General features: G+C 75.5%; 19 protein-coding genes. 4 read left to right on the top strand and 15 right to left on the bottom strand.

Annotated features, from left to right (window positions below):
- Positions 1 to 36 precede the first annotated feature (36 nt).
- The 10 genes from CHC11_RS34655 to CHC11_RS34610 all read right to left on the bottom strand — a co-directional run bounded on the left by CHC11_RS34655 (position 37) and on the right by CHC11_RS34610 (position 8,310).
- Positions 37 to 1,194, bottom strand: a complete 1,158-nt coding sequence (locus tag CHC11_RS34655) for a 4-hydroxybenzoate 3-monooxygenase (RefSeq protein ID WP_089316103.1) — start codon at positions 1,192 to 1,194, stop codon at positions 37 to 39.
- A gap of 52 nt (positions 1,195 to 1,246) precedes the next feature.
- Positions 1,247 to 2,089 carry an IclR family transcriptional regulator gene (locus CHC11_RS34650; protein WP_245920146.1) on the bottom strand — a complete coding sequence of 281 codons (843 nt, stop codon included), beginning with the start codon at positions 2,087 to 2,089 and terminating at the stop codon, positions 1,247 to 1,249.
- Between the two features lie 28 nt (positions 2,090 to 2,117).
- Complete coding sequence (gene pcaC / locus CHC11_RS43730; protein ID WP_089316102.1) at positions 2,118 to 2,507, bottom strand: 4-carboxymuconolactone decarboxylase; 390 nt, start codon at positions 2,505 to 2,507, stop codon at positions 2,118 to 2,120.
- Positions 2,504 to 3,277 (bottom strand): 3-oxoadipate enol-lactonase, encoded by a 774-nt coding sequence (gene pcaD, locus CHC11_RS43050; RefSeq protein ID WP_342750031.1) that lies wholly within the window; start codon positions 3,275 to 3,277, stop codon positions 2,504 to 2,506. The genes pcaC and pcaD overlap by 4 nt, the downstream gene beginning before the upstream one ends.
- A complete protein-coding gene (gene pcaB / locus CHC11_RS34635; protein WP_089316101.1) occupies positions 3,274 to 4,497 on the bottom strand; it encodes a 3-carboxy-cis,cis-muconate cycloisomerase in 1,224 nt (407 codons plus the stop codon). The genes pcaD and pcaB overlap by 4 nt, the downstream gene beginning before the upstream one ends.
- On the bottom strand, positions 4,487 to 5,050 hold the full coding sequence (gene pcaG / locus CHC11_RS34630) for a protocatechuate 3,4-dioxygenase subunit alpha (RefSeq protein WP_179279153.1): 564 nt from the start codon (positions 5,048 to 5,050) through the stop codon (positions 4,487 to 4,489). Before pcaG ends, pcaB begins: the two co-directional genes overlap by 11 nt.
- Positions 5,050 to 5,763 (bottom strand): protocatechuate 3,4-dioxygenase subunit beta, encoded by a 714-nt coding sequence (gene pcaH / locus CHC11_RS34625; RefSeq protein ID WP_281258409.1) that lies wholly within the window; start codon positions 5,761 to 5,763, stop codon positions 5,050 to 5,052. The genes pcaG and pcaH overlap by 1 nt, the downstream gene beginning before the upstream one ends.
- A 186-nt stretch (positions 5,764 to 5,949) precedes the next feature.
- Positions 5,950 to 6,936, bottom strand: coding sequence for a sigma-70 family RNA polymerase sigma factor (locus tag CHC11_RS34620; protein ID WP_089316119.1), 987 nt, complete (start codon positions 6,934 to 6,936; stop codon positions 5,950 to 5,952).
- 111 nt (positions 6,937 to 7,047) lie between these two features.
- Positions 7,048 to 7,719: a zinc-binding dehydrogenase gene (locus CHC11_RS34615; RefSeq protein ID WP_089316099.1), complete on the bottom strand. Its 672-nt coding sequence runs from the start codon at positions 7,717 to 7,719 to the stop codon at positions 7,048 to 7,050.
- 93 nt (positions 7,720 to 7,812) lie between these two features.
- Positions 7,813 to 8,310, bottom strand: coding sequence for an XdhC family protein (locus CHC11_RS34610; RefSeq protein ID WP_089316098.1), 498 nt, complete (start codon positions 8,308 to 8,310; stop codon positions 7,813 to 7,815).
- Positions 8,311 to 8,478: 168 nt separating this feature from the next.
- On the opposite strand from CHC11_RS34610, the gene CHC11_RS34605 reads away from it, so the two are divergent.
- Genes CHC11_RS34605 through CHC11_RS34595 form a run of 3 tightly spaced genes read left to right on the top strand, consistent with a single transcriptional unit; the run spans position 8,479 to position 10,556 of the window.
- Entirely contained in the window at positions 8,479 to 9,033 is a 555-nt protein-coding gene (locus CHC11_RS34605) for a universal stress protein (RefSeq protein WP_179279152.1), read from the top strand.
- 27 nt (positions 9,034 to 9,060) lie between these two features.
- The gene (locus CHC11_RS34600) at positions 9,061 to 9,702 is read left to right on the top strand and encodes an adenylate kinase family protein (RefSeq protein WP_089316097.1); all 642 of its coding nucleotides are present in this window, start codon (positions 9,061 to 9,063) and stop codon (positions 9,700 to 9,702) included.
- Entirely contained in the window at positions 9,699 to 10,556 is an 858-nt protein-coding gene (locus CHC11_RS34595; protein ID WP_089316096.1) for a 1-aminocyclopropane-1-carboxylate deaminase/D-cysteine desulfhydrase, read from the top strand. The genes CHC11_RS34600 and CHC11_RS34595 overlap by 4 nt, the downstream gene beginning before the upstream one ends.
- A 49-nt stretch (positions 10,557 to 10,605) precedes the next feature.
- On the opposite strand, the gene CHC11_RS34590 is transcribed toward CHC11_RS34595, so the two are convergent.
- The 4 genes from CHC11_RS34590 to CHC11_RS34575 form a co-directional block, all read right to left on the bottom strand.
- The gene (locus CHC11_RS34590) at positions 10,606 to 11,679 is read right to left on the bottom strand and encodes an acyl-CoA dehydrogenase family protein (protein ID WP_089316095.1); all 1,074 of its coding nucleotides are present in this window, start codon (positions 11,677 to 11,679) and stop codon (positions 10,606 to 10,608) included.
- On the bottom strand, positions 11,676 to 12,869 hold the full coding sequence (locus tag CHC11_RS34585) for an acyl-CoA dehydrogenase family protein (protein ID WP_089316094.1): 1,194 nt from the start codon (positions 12,867 to 12,869) through the stop codon (positions 11,676 to 11,678). The genes CHC11_RS34590 and CHC11_RS34585 overlap by 4 nt, the downstream gene beginning before the upstream one ends.
- 144 nt (positions 12,870 to 13,013) lie before the next feature.
- Positions 13,014 to 13,430 carry a nuclear transport factor 2 family protein gene (locus tag CHC11_RS34580; protein WP_089316093.1) on the bottom strand — a complete coding sequence of 139 codons (417 nt, stop codon included), beginning with the start codon at positions 13,428 to 13,430 and terminating at the stop codon, positions 13,014 to 13,016.
- Positions 13,427 to 13,825 (bottom strand): nuclear transport factor 2 family protein, encoded by a 399-nt coding sequence (locus CHC11_RS34575; protein ID WP_089316092.1) that lies wholly within the window; start codon positions 13,823 to 13,825, stop codon positions 13,427 to 13,429. The genes CHC11_RS34580 and CHC11_RS34575 overlap by 4 nt, the downstream gene beginning before the upstream one ends.
- 81 nt (positions 13,826 to 13,906) lie before the next feature.
- On the opposite strand from CHC11_RS34575, the gene CHC11_RS34570 reads away from it, so the two are divergent.
- On the top strand, positions 13,907 to 14,500 hold the full coding sequence (locus CHC11_RS34570) for a TetR/AcrR family transcriptional regulator (RefSeq protein WP_089316091.1): 594 nt from the start codon (positions 13,907 to 13,909) through the stop codon (positions 14,498 to 14,500).
- 8 nt (positions 14,501 to 14,508) lie between these two features.
- On the opposite strand, the gene CHC11_RS34565 is transcribed toward CHC11_RS34570, so the two are convergent.
- Positions 14,509 to 16,530, bottom strand: a complete 2,022-nt coding sequence (locus CHC11_RS34565; protein ID WP_089316090.1) for a HelD family protein — start codon at positions 16,528 to 16,530, stop codon at positions 14,509 to 14,511.
- Positions 16,531 to 16,629: the final 99 nt, after the last annotated feature.

Raw genomic sequence — 16,629 nt, 5'->3', positions numbered from 1 at the left:
CGTGCATCTCATCCGGCCGCCGCGGGCCCGCCGCGGCTAGGCGAGGGGCAGGCCGGTGTAATTCTCGGCCAGGGAGGTCTTGGCCGCCTCGGAGGAGGCGACGTAGTCCAGGTGGGAGCGCTGGAGCCGGCGCTCGAAGCCGGTCGCGGCCGGGTCGGTGTGCAGCAGCGTGGTCATCCAGTACGAGAAGTGCTCGGCCCGCCACACCCGCCGCAGGCACGCGTCGGAGTAGCCGTCCAGCAGGGTGTGCGACCCGGAGGCGTACCGTTCGGCGAACGCCCGCGCCAGGACGGTCACGTCCGACACCGCCAGGTTGAGGCCCTTCGCCCCGGTCGGCGGGACGATGTGCCCCGCGTCGCCGGCGAGGAACAGCCGGTCGTGCCGCAGCGGCTCGGCCACGAAGCTGCGCATCGGCGTGATCGACCTGTCGGTGATCGGGCCCTCGCGCAGTTCCCAGCCGTCATCGGTGGCGAACCGCGCCGCGAGCTCGTCCCAGATCCGGGCGTCGGGCCACGCGGCGATGTCCTCGTCCGGCGGCACCTGGAGGTAGAGGCGGCTGACCTGCGGGGAGCGCAGGCTGTGCAGCGCGAACCCGCGGTCGTGGTGGGCGTAGATCAGCTCGTCGGTGGAGGGCGGGACGCCGGCGAGTATCCCGAGCCAGGCGAAGGGGTACTCGCGCTCGAACGTCCGCAGGCCCGGCACCGCCGGGCGGCTGACGCCGTGGAACCCGTCGCAGCCGGCGACGAAGTCGCAGTCCAGGGTGCGGGCCCGGCCGCCGTCGCGGAAGGTCACGCTCGGCGCGGAGGCGTCCAGCGCCACGACCTCCGCCTCGAACCGCACGTCGCCGCCGTCGGCCAGCCGCCGGGCCACGAGGTCCTTGACGATCTCGGTCTGGGCGTAGACCGTCACGGTCCGGCCGGTGAGGTCGGTCAGCGGGACCCGGTGCCCGGCGCCGCCGAACCGCAGCTCCAGCCCGTGGTGGACCAGGCCCTCCCGGTCCAGCCGCTCGCCCGCGCCGCTCTCGCGCAGGACGTCGGTCGTCCCCTGCTCCAGCATCCCGGCACGCTGCCGGTGCTCCACGTAGTCGCGGTCGCGGCTCTCCAGCACCACCGAGTCGATCCCCTGGAGATGGAGCAGATGCGACAGCAGCAGCCCCGCCGGCCCTCCGCCGATGATCGCGACCTGGGTCCGCATCGATCCTCCTCGTGATGTCCGCCCGCCGATGTTCGCGCGCGTCACCGCAGGTTCAGGCTTCGGTGTTCCGCTCAGCGGAAAACATGTCGGGGCCCCCGCGCCAGTGCGCCGCCAGGTCCCGGGACAGGGCGCGCACGGCGGTCGTCAGCGGGGGCAGCAGCCGCCGCAGGTCGGCGCTGCGGGTGCTCGACACCAGCGACACCGCCGCGACCACGTCGCCCGCGCCGTCGCGCACGGGGGCGCCCACGGACGACGCGCCGAGCGTCATCTCGTCGCGGGTCACCGCGTAGCCGGAGCGGCGGACCTGCTCGACGCAGCGCCGCAGCTCGCCGGGGTCGGTGATGGAGCGCGCCGCGTGCCGGGGCAGCTCGCCGGCCAGGACCTCCTCCCGCACCCGCGGCGGCGCGAACGCCAGCAGCACCTTCCCGACTCCGGTCGTGTGCAGCGGCAGCGTCGCGCCGACCTGGGTCACGACCGGCACCGACCGCGTCCCGCGCAGCCGCTCCACGATCAGCACCCGGTCGTCGCGGAGCACGCCCAGCTGGACGTTGTCGTGGGTGGCCTCGTAAAGGTCCTCCATGTGCGGGAGGGCCAGCTCCCGCAGCCCGGTGACCGCCGGGGCCTGGCTGCCGATGCGCCACAGCCGGGTGCCGATGCGGTACGTGCCGTCCGGGACCCGCTCCAGGAACCCGCCGCCGACCAGCTCCCCGACGAGCCGGTGGCCGGTCGCCAGCGGCAGGCCGGCACGGCGGCAGATCTCGCTCAGGTTGAGGCGGACGTCGCCCTGCGCGAAGGCGTTCAGGATGGCCATGACCTTGCCCGTCACGCTGAGCGGCCGCGCGCGTTCCGCCCTGCCTCCCTTCCCGGCGCCCCTTTTCCCGGTGTCCCCTCCCACGTGGCTCCTCCGCCCGGCCCCGCGCCCGTCACTCCTGTTCGGTGAGTACCCGCTGGGCGACGGCGAACGCGGAGTTCGCGGCGGGCACTCCGCAATAGATCGCCGTCTGCAGGAGCACCTCCCCGATCTCGTCGGGGGTCAGCCCGTTGCGGAGCGCGGCGCGCACGTGCATGGCCAGTTCGTCCAGATGGCCGCCCGCGACCATGGCGGTCAGCGTGATGCAGCTGCGGGTCCTGCGGTCCAGGCCGGGACGGCTCCAGACCTCCCCCCACGCGTACCGGGTGATCATGTCCTGGAAGTCGGCGGTGAAGCCGTCCTTGCGGGCCTCGGCGCGGTCGACGTGGGCGTCGCCGAGGACCTCGCGCCGCGTCCTCATGCCCCGCGTGTGCCGCTCCCCCTCGGACATGCGCTCGCTCATCGGCGGGATCCCTTCCAGGTGCGGTCCAGGTGCTCGGTGATCGCCTCGGTGACCTCGGCGGGGCGTTCGGCGTTCGCCAGGTGCCCGGCGCCCTCGACCACCGTCAGGCGGGCCCCCGGGATGCCGGCGGCGAGCAGTTCGGCGTGGCCGCGCGGCGGGGTCGGGCCGTCCTGCGCCCCGGCGACCACCAGGGCCGGCGTGCAGATCTCGGCCAGGCGCGCGGTCGCGTCGAACGCGGCCAGGGCGTCGCAGCAGCCGGCGTAGCCCTCGGCGTCGGTGGCGCGGAGCATCGCCACGTAGGGGTCCGCGCCGGTGAAGGACGGCGTGAACCAGCGTCCCGCCGCGCTGTCCGCGACCGGGCCGACCCCCTCGCGGCGGACGAGCGCGGCGCGTTCGCGCCAGGGCCCCGGGTCGCCGAAGCGCGGGGACGTGCAGCACAGGACCAGGCTCGTGACGCGCTCCGGGGCGCGCAGCGCCAGGGCCGTCCCGACCGCGCCTCCGAGCGACACCCCGGCGTAGGCGGCCCGCTCGACGCCGAGGCCGTCCAGCAGGGCGACGACCCCGCCGGCGAGGTCCTCGACGGTGAACGGGCCTCCGGGCGGCGGCGCGCCGCCGTGGCCGGGCAGGTCGTAGCGCAGCACGCGCCAGGAGCGCGCCAGCGCGGGCAGCTGCGGCAGCCACAGATCCATGGAAGTACCCAGGGACGGGCCGAGGACGACGACGGGCGCGCCGTCCGGTCCGTCCAGGCGGTGCTGCGGCGCGGCGGTCACGTGCGCCTCCTGCGGTACGCGTCGAGGGCCTGGCCGACGAGGGCGGCGGCGGCGCCGGTCCCGGGATCGTCGCCGAGGACGTCGAGGAGGTCGTCGAGGTCGGCGCGCATCAGCTCGGTGGACACCTCCAGGCCGTCCAGCAGCTCGGCGGCCGTCTCGGCGGCGCCGCCGGTCAGCCGCAGGCACTCGCGCAGCGGCTGCCACTCGGCGTGCCACTCCCCCGCCGGCCGCTCGTGCGGCGCGGCCTGCGCGGCGAGGATCACCTGGACCTGCGCCGGGACCTGCAGGGCGGCGGACCGGACCAGCGCGGACAGCGCCGGGTTGCGCTTGTGCGGCATCGACGACGAGCCGCCCCGGCCCGCGCCCGGGGCCTCCGCGACCTCGCCGACCTCGCTCTGCGCCAGCAGCCACACATCGGTGGCGATCTTGCCGAGGGCTCCGGCGGCCACCGCCAGCGCCGCCGCGAGACGGGCGACGGGCGTGCGGCGGGTGTGCCACGGCAGGACGGGCCGCGCCAGCCCGGTCTCCTGCGCGTAGGCGGCGACGAGGTCGAGGGCCCGGTCGCCGAAGGCGTCCAGGGTCCCGGCGGGGCCGCCGAGCTGGGCGGGCAGCGGCACGGCGGCCAGGCCCTCCCGCGCCTCCAGGCAGCCCATCAGCCAGCCCGCGGCCTTGGCGCCGAACGTCGTCGGCAGCGCCTGCCGGCCGAGCGTGCGGGCCGGCATCGGCGTGTCGCGGTACCGCGCCGCGAGCCCGGCCAGCGCGTCCAGTGCCCGGTCGAGGTGGGCGAGGACGCCGCGCCTGGCGCGGGCCGCGACGAGCATGGCGCCGGTGTCGGCGATGTCCTGGCTCGTGGCGCCCTTGTGGACGTGCACGCCCGCGGAGCCGGCGAGCACGCGCAGATCGGCGACCAGCGGCACGACGGGGTTGCCGGAGCCGCGCGCCCGGCGGGCGATGCCGGGCAGGTCGAACCGGTCCGCGTCCGCGGCGGCGGTGGTGATCGCCTCCGCGGCGGAGGCGGGGACGAGGCCGAGCCGGGCCTGCGCGCGGGCGAGCGCCGCCTCCGCGTCGAGCATGGCGGTCAGGTAGGCCAGGTCGCTGGTGGCGGCCTCGGCCTCCGTCCCCGCCCGGACGGGCGACAGCAGTCCCGCGTCCGGCGCCGGGCGGCGCTCCTGCGCGGGCCCGTGCCCGCCGGGCGGCGGCCCGTGCTCGTCAGAAGGCAAGGAACACCGTCTCCCCGTCCCCCTGCAGGCGGACGTCGAACCGGTACTCCCGCTCGCCCTCGCGTTCGGCGACCAGGGTCGCGCGCCGCTCTTCCGGGACGGCGTCCAGCAGCGGGTCGGCCGCGCGGGCGGCCACGTCCTCGGGGAAGTACAACCGGGTGAAGACGGGCTTGAGCAGGCCGCGGGCGAACACCAGCACGGCGATGTAGGGCGCGCTCCCGCCGACCGCGCCGGGCTTGACGGTGCTGAACCAGTAGCCGCCGTCGGCGTCGGTGCCGCACCGGCCGAAGCCGGAGAATCCGTGCCCGGCGCGCACGATGCCGCCGGGGCGCCGCGGGACCTCGCCGTTCCCGTCGGCCTGCCAGATCTCCAGCAGCGCGTCCGGCACCGGCTGTCCCGCGCCGTCCAGGACGCGCCCGCGCACCCGGATCGCGTCGGGTCGCCACGGCGGGACCACCTGCGGGCCCGCCTCGTACGGCAGCGCGTGACCGAAGAAGGGGCCGACCGTCTGCGATGGCGTCACGGCCGAGGGCGTGAGGGAGGGCGTGCGCATCAGGCCTCCATCGGGGTGTCGTCGAGGACGATGTCCCACTGGTAGCCGAGCGCCCACTCCGGCGTGGTGGTGTCCATGTCGAACCGCGAGACCAGCTTCTCCCGGTCCCGCTCGTCCGGGATCGACTGGAAGATCGGGTCGTAGGCGAACAGCGGGTCGCCGGGGAAGTACATCTGGGTGACGAGCCGCTGGGTGAACGCGGTGCCGAACACCGAGAAGTGGATGTGGGCGGGCCGCCACGCGTTGTGGTGGTTGCCCCACGGGTAGGCGCCCGGCTTGATCGTGACGAACCGGTAGCGGCCGTCGCCGTCGGTCAGGCAGCGTCCGGCGCCGGTGAAGTTGGGGTCGAGCGGCGCCGGATGGAGGTCGCCGAGGTGGTGGTACCGGCCCGACGCGTTCGCCTGCCAGACCTCCACGAGCGCGCCGCGCACCGGGCGGCCCGCGCCGTCGAGCACGCGGCCGGTCACGACGATCCGCTCGCCGAGCGGCTCCCCGGCGTGCTGGACGGTGAGGTCGTGGTCCCTTAGCCCGAGCTCCTGGTGCCCGAAGACCGGGGAGGTCAGCTCGACGCTGTCCGGCCCCAGCTTCGGCATGAGCAGATCCTGCGACGGGGCGCGGAGCACGGTGCTCCTGTAGCCCGGGTGCAGGTACGGCGGATGCGTCATGCCCTGATCCCTTCTCGCTTCCCTTCCGCGGGGGCGCGTACGCCGCAGGCGCCCAGGGACGGTCCGCCACCGACGCGGCCGCGGCGCCCGCCGCCGGGGCCGGGGCCTCGTCCCTACGCCCCCCATTCCCGCTCGGCGGGAGGCAGTCACGGCGCCCCGCCCGGCCACCACCCTCGCAGCCGGCGCGGCGCGCGCCCCGCGCCTGTTTCCGCCCAGTGGAAGCCAGGGGCGCGATCAGAGGCTCTCGGCCAGCCCGAACACCGGGAACAGGGTCGTGTCGAAGAACACCGAGACGTGCGCGACGCCGTCGCCGGTGATGCTCAGCACCTGGAGCTGGTAGGCGCGGTGCACGCCCGCGGCGTCGCGCATGTAGAGCCCGAAGGCCGGCTGCCCGTTCGCGGCGGCCGGGACCATCCGGATGTCGCCGGGGGTGGGGCCGCACTGGGCCAGGATGAGCCGGACGACGCGGTCGGCGCCGACGAACCACTGCGGGAAGGGCGGCATCTCCCAGACGACGTCCTGCTTGAACAGTTCGATCAGGCTCGCGATGTCGGCGGTCTCGAACGCCTTCGCGTAGCGCTCCAGGAGGTCGCGCTGGCCGGGGTCGGTCGGCTCGACCAGCTCGTCGCGCAGGGGGGCGTTCTCCTCCAGCTGCGCGCGCGCCCGCTGCAGCGCGCTGTTGACCGCGGCGGTGGAGGTGTCGAGCAGCTCGGCGACCTCGGCGGCCCGCCACTTCAGGACGTCCCGCAGGATCAGCACGACCCGCTGCTTGGCGGGCAAGTGCTGCAGGGCCGCGACGAACGCCAGGCGGGTGCTCTCGCGCGCGGTGACGATGGTCGCCGGGTCGGCGGCGTCGGCGCCGAGCACGGTGTCGGGGGCGGGCTCCAGCCACGGCACCTCGTCCGAGGCCACCACGGGCCGCTCCGGCTCCTCGCTCGGCGCCCCGAGGCCGGACGGCATGGGCCGGTTACCGCGCTGGTCGATGGCGGTCAGGCACACGTTCGTGGCGATGCGGTACAGCCACGTGCGCAGCGAGGAGCGGCCCTCGAAGCCGCCGTAGGAGCGCCATGCCCGCAGGTAGGTCTCCTGCACCAGGTCCTCGGCGTCGTGGATGGAGCCGAGCATCCGGTAGCAGTGCGCCAGCAGCTCCCGCCGGTACGGGTCGGCCAGCGACTGGAAGTCACGGTCGGTGTCGATGGTGTTCGGCATGGTGTTCGGCATGGTGGTCTTCACCTCTGCTGGGCGGCATCGCCAGAGCGGCGAGGGCGGCGGGCGCCGTCGCCTCCGACCGTAGACGAGCCCACTGACAGAACACGGGCTACACCTCAGATCCTACGCTCGCGCCCCGTCGACGCGACCGGCGCCGTCGCCGGGGGGACGCCGGCGCTGAGGTTCGATCACCGTGATCCCGGCGCCGGACATCGCGGCGAGGGCGGCCGGGGCGTCGTCCAGGGCCAGGACGCGCCCCACCAGCAGGTCGGGGCGCAGCGCCCCGGCGCGGACCAGCTCCATCATCGGGCCGTAGGCGTGGGCGGCCATCCCGTGGCTGCCGACGATCTCCAGCTCCCAGCCGATCACCCGCTCCATCGGCAGGTCGGCGCGGCCCGCACCGGGCGGCAGCAGCCCGACCTGGACGTGCCGGCCGCGGCGGCGCAGGGTCTCGACCGAGGCGCGGGCGGTGGCCGGGCTGCCGAGCGCGTCCAGCGAGAGGTGCGCGCCGCCGCGGGTCGCCTCGCGCACGGCCTCGGCCACGTCGTCGTGGGCCGCGGCGTCGACGACGGCGGACGCGCCGCAGCGGCGCGCGAGCTCCAGCGCCTGCGGCGACACGTCGACCGCCACGACCCGCGCGCCGGCCGCCGCGGCGATCATGACGGCGGACAGCCCGACGCCGCCGCAGCCGTGCACGGCCGTCCACTCGCCCGCGCGGACCCGTCCCTGCGCGAGGACGGCGCGGAACGCGGTGGCGAACCGGCAGCCGAGCGCGGCCGCGGTCGTGCAGGCCATCTCGTCGCACCGCGCCGCCGGGCGGCGCCCCCGGGTCGGGCAGCTCCCGGATCTCCAGCGGCCCGGCGAAGGCGTCGTAGGCGGCCGCCAGCACTAGAACTCGAAGCCGCCGGGGCGGCCGTTGCGGTCGGCGACCAGGCCGGCGAGGGTCGCGAGGGCGATCTCGGCGGGGGTCCTGGAGCCGATGTTGAGGCCGATCGGGCGGTGCACCCGGGCGATGTCGGCCGCGGGGACGCCGAGTTCGGTGAGGGCCGGGATGTGCGGGGCGGGGTGCCGCGGGTTGCCCATGACGCCGACCCACCGGACGGGCTGCGTCAGCACGTCGCGCAGGACCGGCCCGAGCTCGGGCCGGTGGTGGTCGGTGACGACGACGTCCGCGGTGGCGTCCAGGGACGGCAGGTCGGCCGTGCCGTCGCGGTCCTTGTCGGGGTCGACGAGGAACGTGCGGTAGCCGAGGTCGGCGGCGTAGCGCAGCAGGTGGTCGGCGACGGGGCCGGCGAACACCGCGACCAGCGTCCGCTCCCCCGTCTCGGGCTGGACGTCGCCGTGCGCGACGGCGCAGGAGGAGTCGTGCTCGTGCGGTGCGGCCATACCGGGAGTCTGCCCCGCGCGGCGCCGGATGGTCCAGCGGCCACGCCCTCGTCGCAGGTTCGTTGCGGGTTCGTCGCGAACCGGTGCCCCCGGAACCTGGAACTCTCGCGCGGGAACGGGTATGCCTTCTGTCTAGACTGCTGTCACCCGGCGGCCACAGGAGGGACCGTGATCGCGAGACCGGAGGGCGGGCCCCGCGTCGTGGTGGGGGTGGACGACTCCGCGGGTGCGCGCTGCGCGCTGTCCTGGGCGATCGGCGAGGCGCGGCTGCGCCGGCTGCCGCTGCTGGTCGCGCACGCCGCGCCGCTTCCCCCGCACGTGTCGGCGGCGGGCCAGCTCGGCTGCGGCATCACCGAGGCGCTGCGCGGCTCCGGGGCCGAGCTCATCGCCCGGCTGCTGGCGGAGGTGTGCGGCGGCCCGCCCGAGGGCGTGGCGATGACCGCGCTGGCGCTCGTCGGGGAGCCGGGCGCGACGCTGGTGCGGCTGGCGGGCGACGACGACATCCTGGTCGTCGGGCGCGGCACGCGGGGCCCGTTCTCGCGGCTGCTGCGTCCGTCGGTTCGGCTGCACTGCGCCCGCAGGGCCCGCGCGACGTTGGTGTGCGTCCGCCCGCCCGCGTTCGACACGCTGCTGGAGAGCCTGACGGTGCGGGAGGATTCGCCCGAGAGCGCCCCCGACTCCCGCTTCCGGAGGCTGGGCCGCCGCCTGCGCCTGCCGCTCTGACCGGGACGGCGCGCATAGGCTCTCCCCATGCGCAAGTACGTCATCATCGGCGCTGTCGGAAGCGGCAAGGGCACCCAGTCCGAGCTGCTGGCGCGCGATCTGGACATCGTCCACATCAGCGTCGGCGACGTCTTCCGCTGGCACGTCAAGAACCACACCAAGCTCGGGGCGCAGGTGCGGCGCATCATGGCGTCCGGCGAGCTGGTCGGGGACGATCTCGCGGAGAGCGTCGTGCGGGACCGGCTCGCCCAGCACGACTGGAACTACGGGTTCGTCGTCGACGGGTTCCCGCGCAGCCGGCGGCAGACGGAGTTCTTCCTGGAGAGCTACGACATCGACGGCGTGATCCATCTCGACCTGCCGGACGAGGAGGTCCGCCGCCGGGTGCTGGCCCGCCGGCTGTGCAACGGGTGCGGGATGGACTACAACCTGATCGCCGACCGCCCGACCCAGGAGGGCCGCTGCGACGTGTGCGGGGGCGAGCTGGTGTCCCGCGAGGACGACACGGAGAAGGCGCTCGCCGAGCGGCTGCGCGACTACCACGAGAGGACCGACCCGATCCTGGAGCTGTTCGGCCGCAAAGAGTACGTGGTCACCGTCGACGCGCGGCCGGGCATCGACGAGGTGCAGCGGACGCTGCGCGCAATGCTCGGCCTGCCGATGCCGTGACCCCTTCCCCCGAGACGACCTCACCGGTGGTGGAGCTGGCGGACGAGCGCGCGGCCCGCCGCGGGCTCCGGCTGTTCCTGAAGCGGGACGACCTGATCCACCCGGAGCTGCCGGGCAACAAGTGGCGCAAGCTCCGGCACAATCTCGGGCCCGCGCGCGAGCACGGGACGCTCCTGACGTTCGGCGGCGCCTACTCCAACCACATCCGGGCCGTGGCGGCGGCGGGCGGGATCCACGGGTTCGCGACCATCGGCGTGATCCGCGGCGAGGAGCACCTGCCGCTGAACGACACCCTGGCGCACGCCGAGCGCAGGGGCATGCGCCTCACTTACATGGACCGCGCGACCTACCGGCGCAAGCACGAACCCGACGTCGTCGAGGCGCTGCGGGAGCGGTGGGGCGACTTCTACCTCCTGCCGGAGGGGGGAAGCAACGCGCCGGCCGTCCGGGGCTGCGCCGAACTGGGCGCCGAGGTCCCGGGTTTCGACGTGGTGTGCTGCCCCTGCGGGACGGGCGGGACGCTGGCCGGGCTCGCCGCCGGCCTGGCCCCGCGGCAGCGCGCCGTCGGGTTCTCCGTGCTGAAGGGCGGCTTCATGACCGGCGAGGTGGAGCGCCTCCAGCGCGAGACCTACGGCGGGCGGCGCGGCGACTGGAGCGTCGAGGACGGGTTCCACTTCGGCGGCTACGCGAGGTCCACCCCCGAACTGGACGCGTTCGCCGACGACTTCGCCGGCCGGCACGGGGTCGTCCTCGACCGGAACTACACGGCGAAGATGATGTTCGGCGTCCTGGCACTGGCCGAGCGCGGCGCGTTCCCCGAGGGCGCCCGGATCCTGGCGGTCATCACCGGTTAGCCGGACGGCCCCGCGCCCGCGCGCCGGGGCCGTCCGCCCGCCGCCGCTGTCAGGCCGGAGGCAGGTCCACCAGCGCGGCGAGGGCCGTGCGGTGCCGGTCGGGCGTGCCGAGGGCGATGGAGTCGGCCTTGGCGCGCTTCAGGAAGAGGTGCGCCGGGTGCTCCCAGGTGAAGCCGATGCCGCCGTGCATCTGCACGCACTCCTCGGCCGCCTTCAGGGCGACCGCCGAGCAGTGCGCCTGCGCGACGGCGACCGCGATCGGCGTGTCCCCGTCGCCCGCGGCCACGCAGGACGCGGCATGGCGGGCGACCGCGCGGGCCTGGGTGATCGAGGTCCACAGGTCGGCGAGCCGGTGCTTGAGGCCCTGGTAGGAGCCGACCGGACGGCCGAACTGGTAGCGCGTCTTGACGTAGGCGACGGTGTCGTCCAGGCATCGCTCGGCGAGCCCGAGCTGCTCGGACGCCAGCATCGCGGCGCCGGTGCTCAGCGCGGCCCGCACGGCGCCGGTGCCTTCGGCGACGCGCCGGGCCGGCGCGGCGGAGAAGGCGAGGTCGGCGAGCCGGCGGGTCATGTCGAGCGAGGTCGCGGCGGTGCGGCGGGCGTCGGCGGCGTCCACCGCGTACAGGCCGTCCCCGGCCGGGACGAGGAGCACCTCGGCGGCCATGCCGTCGGCGACGCTGGTGACCTCGCCGGTCAACGCCCCGCCGGCGACCCGGACCGTCACCGGGACGTCGCCCGGCGCGGCGCTGAACGGGACCGCCAGGACCGCGATCCGCTCCCCCGCGGCCAGCCGCGGGAGCAGCTCCCGCTCCCCGGCGGCCAGCAGGGCCGCCGTGGCGATCACGGCGCTGCCGAGGAACGGGACGGGCGCGGCGGACCGGCCCAGCTCCTCCATCACGACGGCGGTCTCGCGCCAGGTGGCGCCGGCGCCGCCGAGCTCCTCGGGGACCGGCAGGCCCGCGCACCCGAGCCCGCCGGCGATCGCCCGCCACAGGGGCGCGTCGTAGGGCTCGTCCTTCTCGGTGCCGGCGAGGACGGAGGTCCAGGGCGCCTTGTCTCCCAGCACGTCGCGGACGCTCGCCCGCAGGTCGTTCTCGATCTCGCCGTACAGCAGGTCGCTCATCGGGGCAGGTCCTTCCAGGCCGCGTCCTTGTCGACGCGCATCTCGCCGGGCAGGCCGAGGACGCGCTCGGCGATGATGTTGCGCAGGATCTCCGAGGTGCCGCCCTCGATGGAGTTGCCCTTGGCGCGCAGGTAGCGGTAGCCGGGCGAGCGGCGGGTGAAGTCGACCTCGGTGGGGCGGCGCATCGTCCAGTCGTCGTAGCGCAGGCCCTCCTCGCCGAGCAGCTCCAGCTCCAGGCCGGACACCTCCTGGTTGAGCCTGGCGAAGGCCAGCTTGGCGCCCGACCCCTCGGGGCCGGGCTGCCCGGCGGTGAGCTGCTGGCGCAGCCGCGCCCCGGTGAGCCGGGCCGCCTCGGTCTCCACCCACGCGCGCAGCAGGGCGTCGTGCAGGCCGGGGGTGCGCAGCTCGGGGCGGTCCCGCCAGAGCGCGGCGACGACGCCGATCATGCCGCTCTCGCGCGGCACGGCGCTGCCGCCGATCGCGACCCGCTCGTTCATCAATGTCGTGGTGGAGACCCGCCAGCCCTGCCCGACCTCGCCGAGCCGGTGCTCGTCGGGGATCCGCACGCCGGTGAGGAACACCTCGTTGAACTCGGCCTCGCCGGTGATCTGCCGCAGCGGGCGGACCTCGACGCCCGGCGCGGTCATGTCGCAGACGAAGTAGGTCATGCCGCGGTGCTTGGGGACGTCCGGGTCGGTGCGGGTGACGAGGATCGCCCAGCGCGCCTCGTGCGCCATGGAGGTCCAGACCTTCTGGCCGTCGACCGTCCAGGCGTCGCCGTCGCGGACGGCGCGGGTGGCGAGCGCGGCGAGGTCGGAGCCGGCGCCGGGCTCGCTGAACAGCTGGCACCACAGCTCCTCACCGGTCCACAGCGGGCGCAGGAAGCGGCGCTTCTGCTCCTCGGTGCCGAAGGCGAGGATCGTCGGCGCGGCCATGCCGAGCCCGATGCCGTTGCGCTCGGGGTGGTTGGTCGGGGCGCCCGCCTCGGCGAACCGGCGGTCGACGGCGGGCTGCAGGTGCCGCGGCGCGCCGAGCCCGCCGAGTCCCTCGGGGTAGTGGACCCAGGCGAGCCCGGCGTCGAACCGGGCCCGCAGGAACTCCAGGGGCCCGGTCGCCGCGGGGTCGTGGCCGGCGAGGAACTCGCCGACCCGCCTGCTCAGCTCGTCGGCGTCGGGCGGTGCTGTGCTCACGGGGCCTCCGCGCGGGGCGTGGGTGGCGGCGGCCACCCGGAACGGGGCATACCAACCGGTCGGTATGCCAGCGTCCAGACTAGGAACGGCCGGGACGGCCAGTCAACCGCCCCGCGCCCGGCGGCCCCCGAGCGGCCCTCCCGCTCAGCCGTCGCGCATCGCCCGAGCGAGGCCCGGGTGATCGTGGTAGTCGCGGGTTTCGGCGATCAGGCCGTCGCGCACCCGCAGCACCTGGATGTTCGCGGTGCGGAACGCGCGGCCCGACGTGGTGACGCGCCCGTCGTAGCCGAACTCCGCGACGATCACCTCCGGGTCGCCGGTCTCGTGCACCACCACGTCGCGGGCGCGCAGGTCGAGGGGCCCGCGGGCGGCGGCGCGGAAGTGCCGGTCGATCGCCGCGCGGCCCTCCAGGCGCGGCGCCGCGGACGGGAGGGCGAAGGGCTGCTCGACGACCGCGTCCTCGGCGTAGAGGGCGGCGAGCTCGTGCCAGCGGCCGGCCGAGATGCCCGCGCTGAGCCGCGCGAACACCTCGTGGGGGGACGCCGCGGCCGGGGGTCTCACGCCATCGCCTCCTCGAACGCGCGGTGGTGGGCGTAGTCGCGGGACTCCACGATGTGCCCGTCGCGCACCCGCAGGACGAAGATGTTGGGCACGACGAACTCCCGCCCGTTCTCGGTGTTGCGTCCCGCGTACTCGAACTCGGTAATGATCACCTCGGGGTCGGCGGTCTCGTGCACGACGACGTTGCGCGCCTTCAGCTCCACGGTCAGCGTCTCCAACTGCGCGAAGTGCCGGCGCAGTGCCTCGCGGCCCTCCAGGCGCGAGGCCGGGTGGGCGAACGGGTGCACGACCACCGCGTCCTGCGCGTAGAGCTGCGGCAGGCCCTCCGGCCGCAGCGCGGTGATCCCGTCGATCAGCCGCTGGAAGACGGCCCGGGGGCTGGCGAACTCTGACATGCGATCTCCTCTAGAATCGGAGTACGTGCTCCGCATGAGAAAATACGGAGTCAAGACTCCATTTGTCAACGGAAGGCCGCGATGACATCACCCGCCTCCGGCAGGCCGCTGCGCGCCGACGCCCTGCGCAACCGCGCCAAGGTCCTCACCGCGGCCGAGGAGGTCTTCGCCGTCCAGGGGACCTCCGCCTCCACCGAGGAGGTCGCGCGCAAGGCGGGGGTCGGCATCGGGACGGTGTTCCGGCACTTCCCCACCAAGGAGTCGCTGCTGGAGGCCGTGCTCGTCGCCCTGCTGGAACGGCTGGCGGCCGAGGCGCGGGACCTGCGGTCCGCCGACGACCCGGACGCGGCGTTCTTCGGCTTCTTCACCCGGGTGGTCTCGCAGGCGGCGACCAAGCAGGCCGTCACCGAGGCGCTGGCCGAGGCCGGCGTCGACGCCCGGGAGGCCACCGGGCGCGCCGGACCGGACCTGAAGGCCGCCCTCGGGGTCCTCCTCGGACGGGCGCAGGAAGCGGGCGCCGTCCGCGCCGACGTCGGGCCGGGCGAGGTCATGGCGCTGCTGGCCGGCATGTCCTACGCCGCCGGACGCGCCGGGGCCCGCGAGGACGTCCTGCGGATCGCCTTCGACGGGCTGCGCCCGCGCGGGCGCCCGGGCCGGCCGGGCGCGCCGGGGTAGGGCCCCGGCTACGGCGCCGCCAGCTCGGCGGGCAGGTCGTCCTCGTGCAGCACGGTCAGCGTGGTGACGGCGCGGGTCAGCACGACGTACAGGCGGGCGAGGCCGCGGGCCTCGGCCGCGGCGATGGCGGCGGGCTCGGCGACGATCACGTGGTCGTACTCCAGGCCCTTGGCGAGGGTCGCGGGGATCACGAGCAGCCGCCCGGTGCCGGCCGACTCGGGCCCGAGGATTTCGTGCTCCAGCCCGGCGGCCTCCAGCGCCGCCGCGTGCGCTCCCGCCCGCGCATCCGGGACGATCAGGCCGACCGAACCCGGGCGGGCGAGGGCGGCGCGGGCGGCCTCGGCCGTCGCGGCGGCCAGGTCGGGGACGCGCCGCACGGTGAGCGCCCCGGCGCCGGGCCGCAGCGAGCGCGGCCGCTCCAGGCCGGGCGCGACGTGCGGGAGCAGCCGGGCGGCGAAGTCGAGGACGGTGCCCGGAACGCGGAACCCGAGGGTCAGCTCGGTCACCTCCCCGTCCTGCCCGAGATGGGCGAGGACCTCCTTCCACGTGCGGGCCGACCACGCGGTCGTGCCCTGCGCGAGGTCGCCGAGGACGGTCGCCGAACCCGTCGCGCAGCGGCGGCCCAGCGCCCGCAGCTGCATCGCGGACAGGTCCTGCGCCTCGTCCACCACCAGGTGGCCCAGCGAGGTGGTGCGCTCGATGAGGTCGTCCAGCTCGTCCAGGAGGGCCCGGTCGGCGGCGGTCCACTTGGCGGAGCGGTGCGAGCGGGCCGGCCTGGCCGGCAGGAGGGCGGCCTGCTCGTCCTCGTCCAGCACGCCCTTCGCGGCCCCGCGCAGCAGATCGCCGTCCGACAGCAGCCGGTGCAGGACCTGCTCGGCGCTCACCTTCGGCCACACCGCGTCGAGGACCTGCTTGACCGGCCCGCTCCGCGCGACCTGGTCCTGGACGCGGTCGTCGGGAGCCTCGCCGCGCCGTTCCATCCGGACGAGGATCTGGTGCGCCAGCCGCTGCGCGAACGCGGCGCGGCCGCTGCCGTACCGGGTCGTCCCGCGCAGCGCGGCGGCGGTCTCGCGGATCTCGTGGTCGGCGAGCCGGTAGCGCGCCGCGCCCCGCGTGACCACGAGACCCTCCTCCGGCTTGCGGACGTGCAGCCACAGCGCCCTGCGCAGCACGTCGGCCATCCGGGCGTCGCCCTTGAGGGCGGCCACGTCCGCGGGCTCGTCGCCGAGCGGCGGGCCCAGCAGGTCGTCGATGGTGGCCTGCTCCACCCGGACCTCGCCGAGCGCGGGCAGCACCGCCGAGATGTAGGCGAGGAACGCGCGGTTCGGCCCGACGATGAGGACGCCGGACCGCGACAGCCGCTCCCGGTGCGTGAACAGCAGGTAGGCGGCGCGGTGCAGGCCGACGGCCGTCTTGCCGGTGCCGGGCGCGCCCTGGACGCAGACGCTCCGGGGCAGGTCGGCGCGGACGATCACGTCCTGCTCGGGCTGGATGGTGGCGACGATGTCGCGCATCGGGCCTGTCCGGGGGCGCTCGATCTCCTCGGTCAGGATCCGGGACGGGCCGATGTCGCCGCCGTCGAGGGGCTCGTCCTCGAACGCGGTCAGCTCGCCGGCCCGGAATCCGAAGCGCCGCCGCAGCCGCCAGCCCATCGGGTCGGCGGGTCCGGCCTGGTAGAAAGCCCGGGAGACGGGGGCGCGCCAGTCCAGCACGAGAGGGCGCCCCTCGTCGCCGTCGTGGACGTGCCGCCGCCCCACGTACATCACGGCGGGCAGGTCGGGGCCGGCCGCGCCGTCGCGGTCCATGCGGCCGAAGAACAGCGGGGTGTCGGGGTGGTCGGCGAGCGCCTCGACCCGCTGGTCGAGCAGCGACTCCAGGAACTGCCTGGAGACCCAGTCGGCGGCGACGTCGGCGGAAAGGCTCGCGGCGTGCTCGCGCATCCGGCGCAGGGCGGCACGGGACTCGGCGAGGTGGGCGCGCTCGGCTGCGAGGACCGCGGGTTCGGAAGGGGCGGCGGACTCGGCGGGCATGCGGACAGACCTCCGGCTGCGAGGGTGGTGGGGGTCAAACCCACGACCTTACCGACACGGCACGGGCGGTGCTGGACATTTCAGCGTCCCGCCCTTCCG

This window comes from Actinomadura mexicana (assembly GCF_900188105.1).
Lineage (GTDB): Bacteria > Actinomycetota > Actinomycetes > Streptosporangiales > Streptosporangiaceae > Spirillospora > Spirillospora mexicana.
This window is presented reverse-complemented; position numbering and strand designations above follow the sequence as displayed.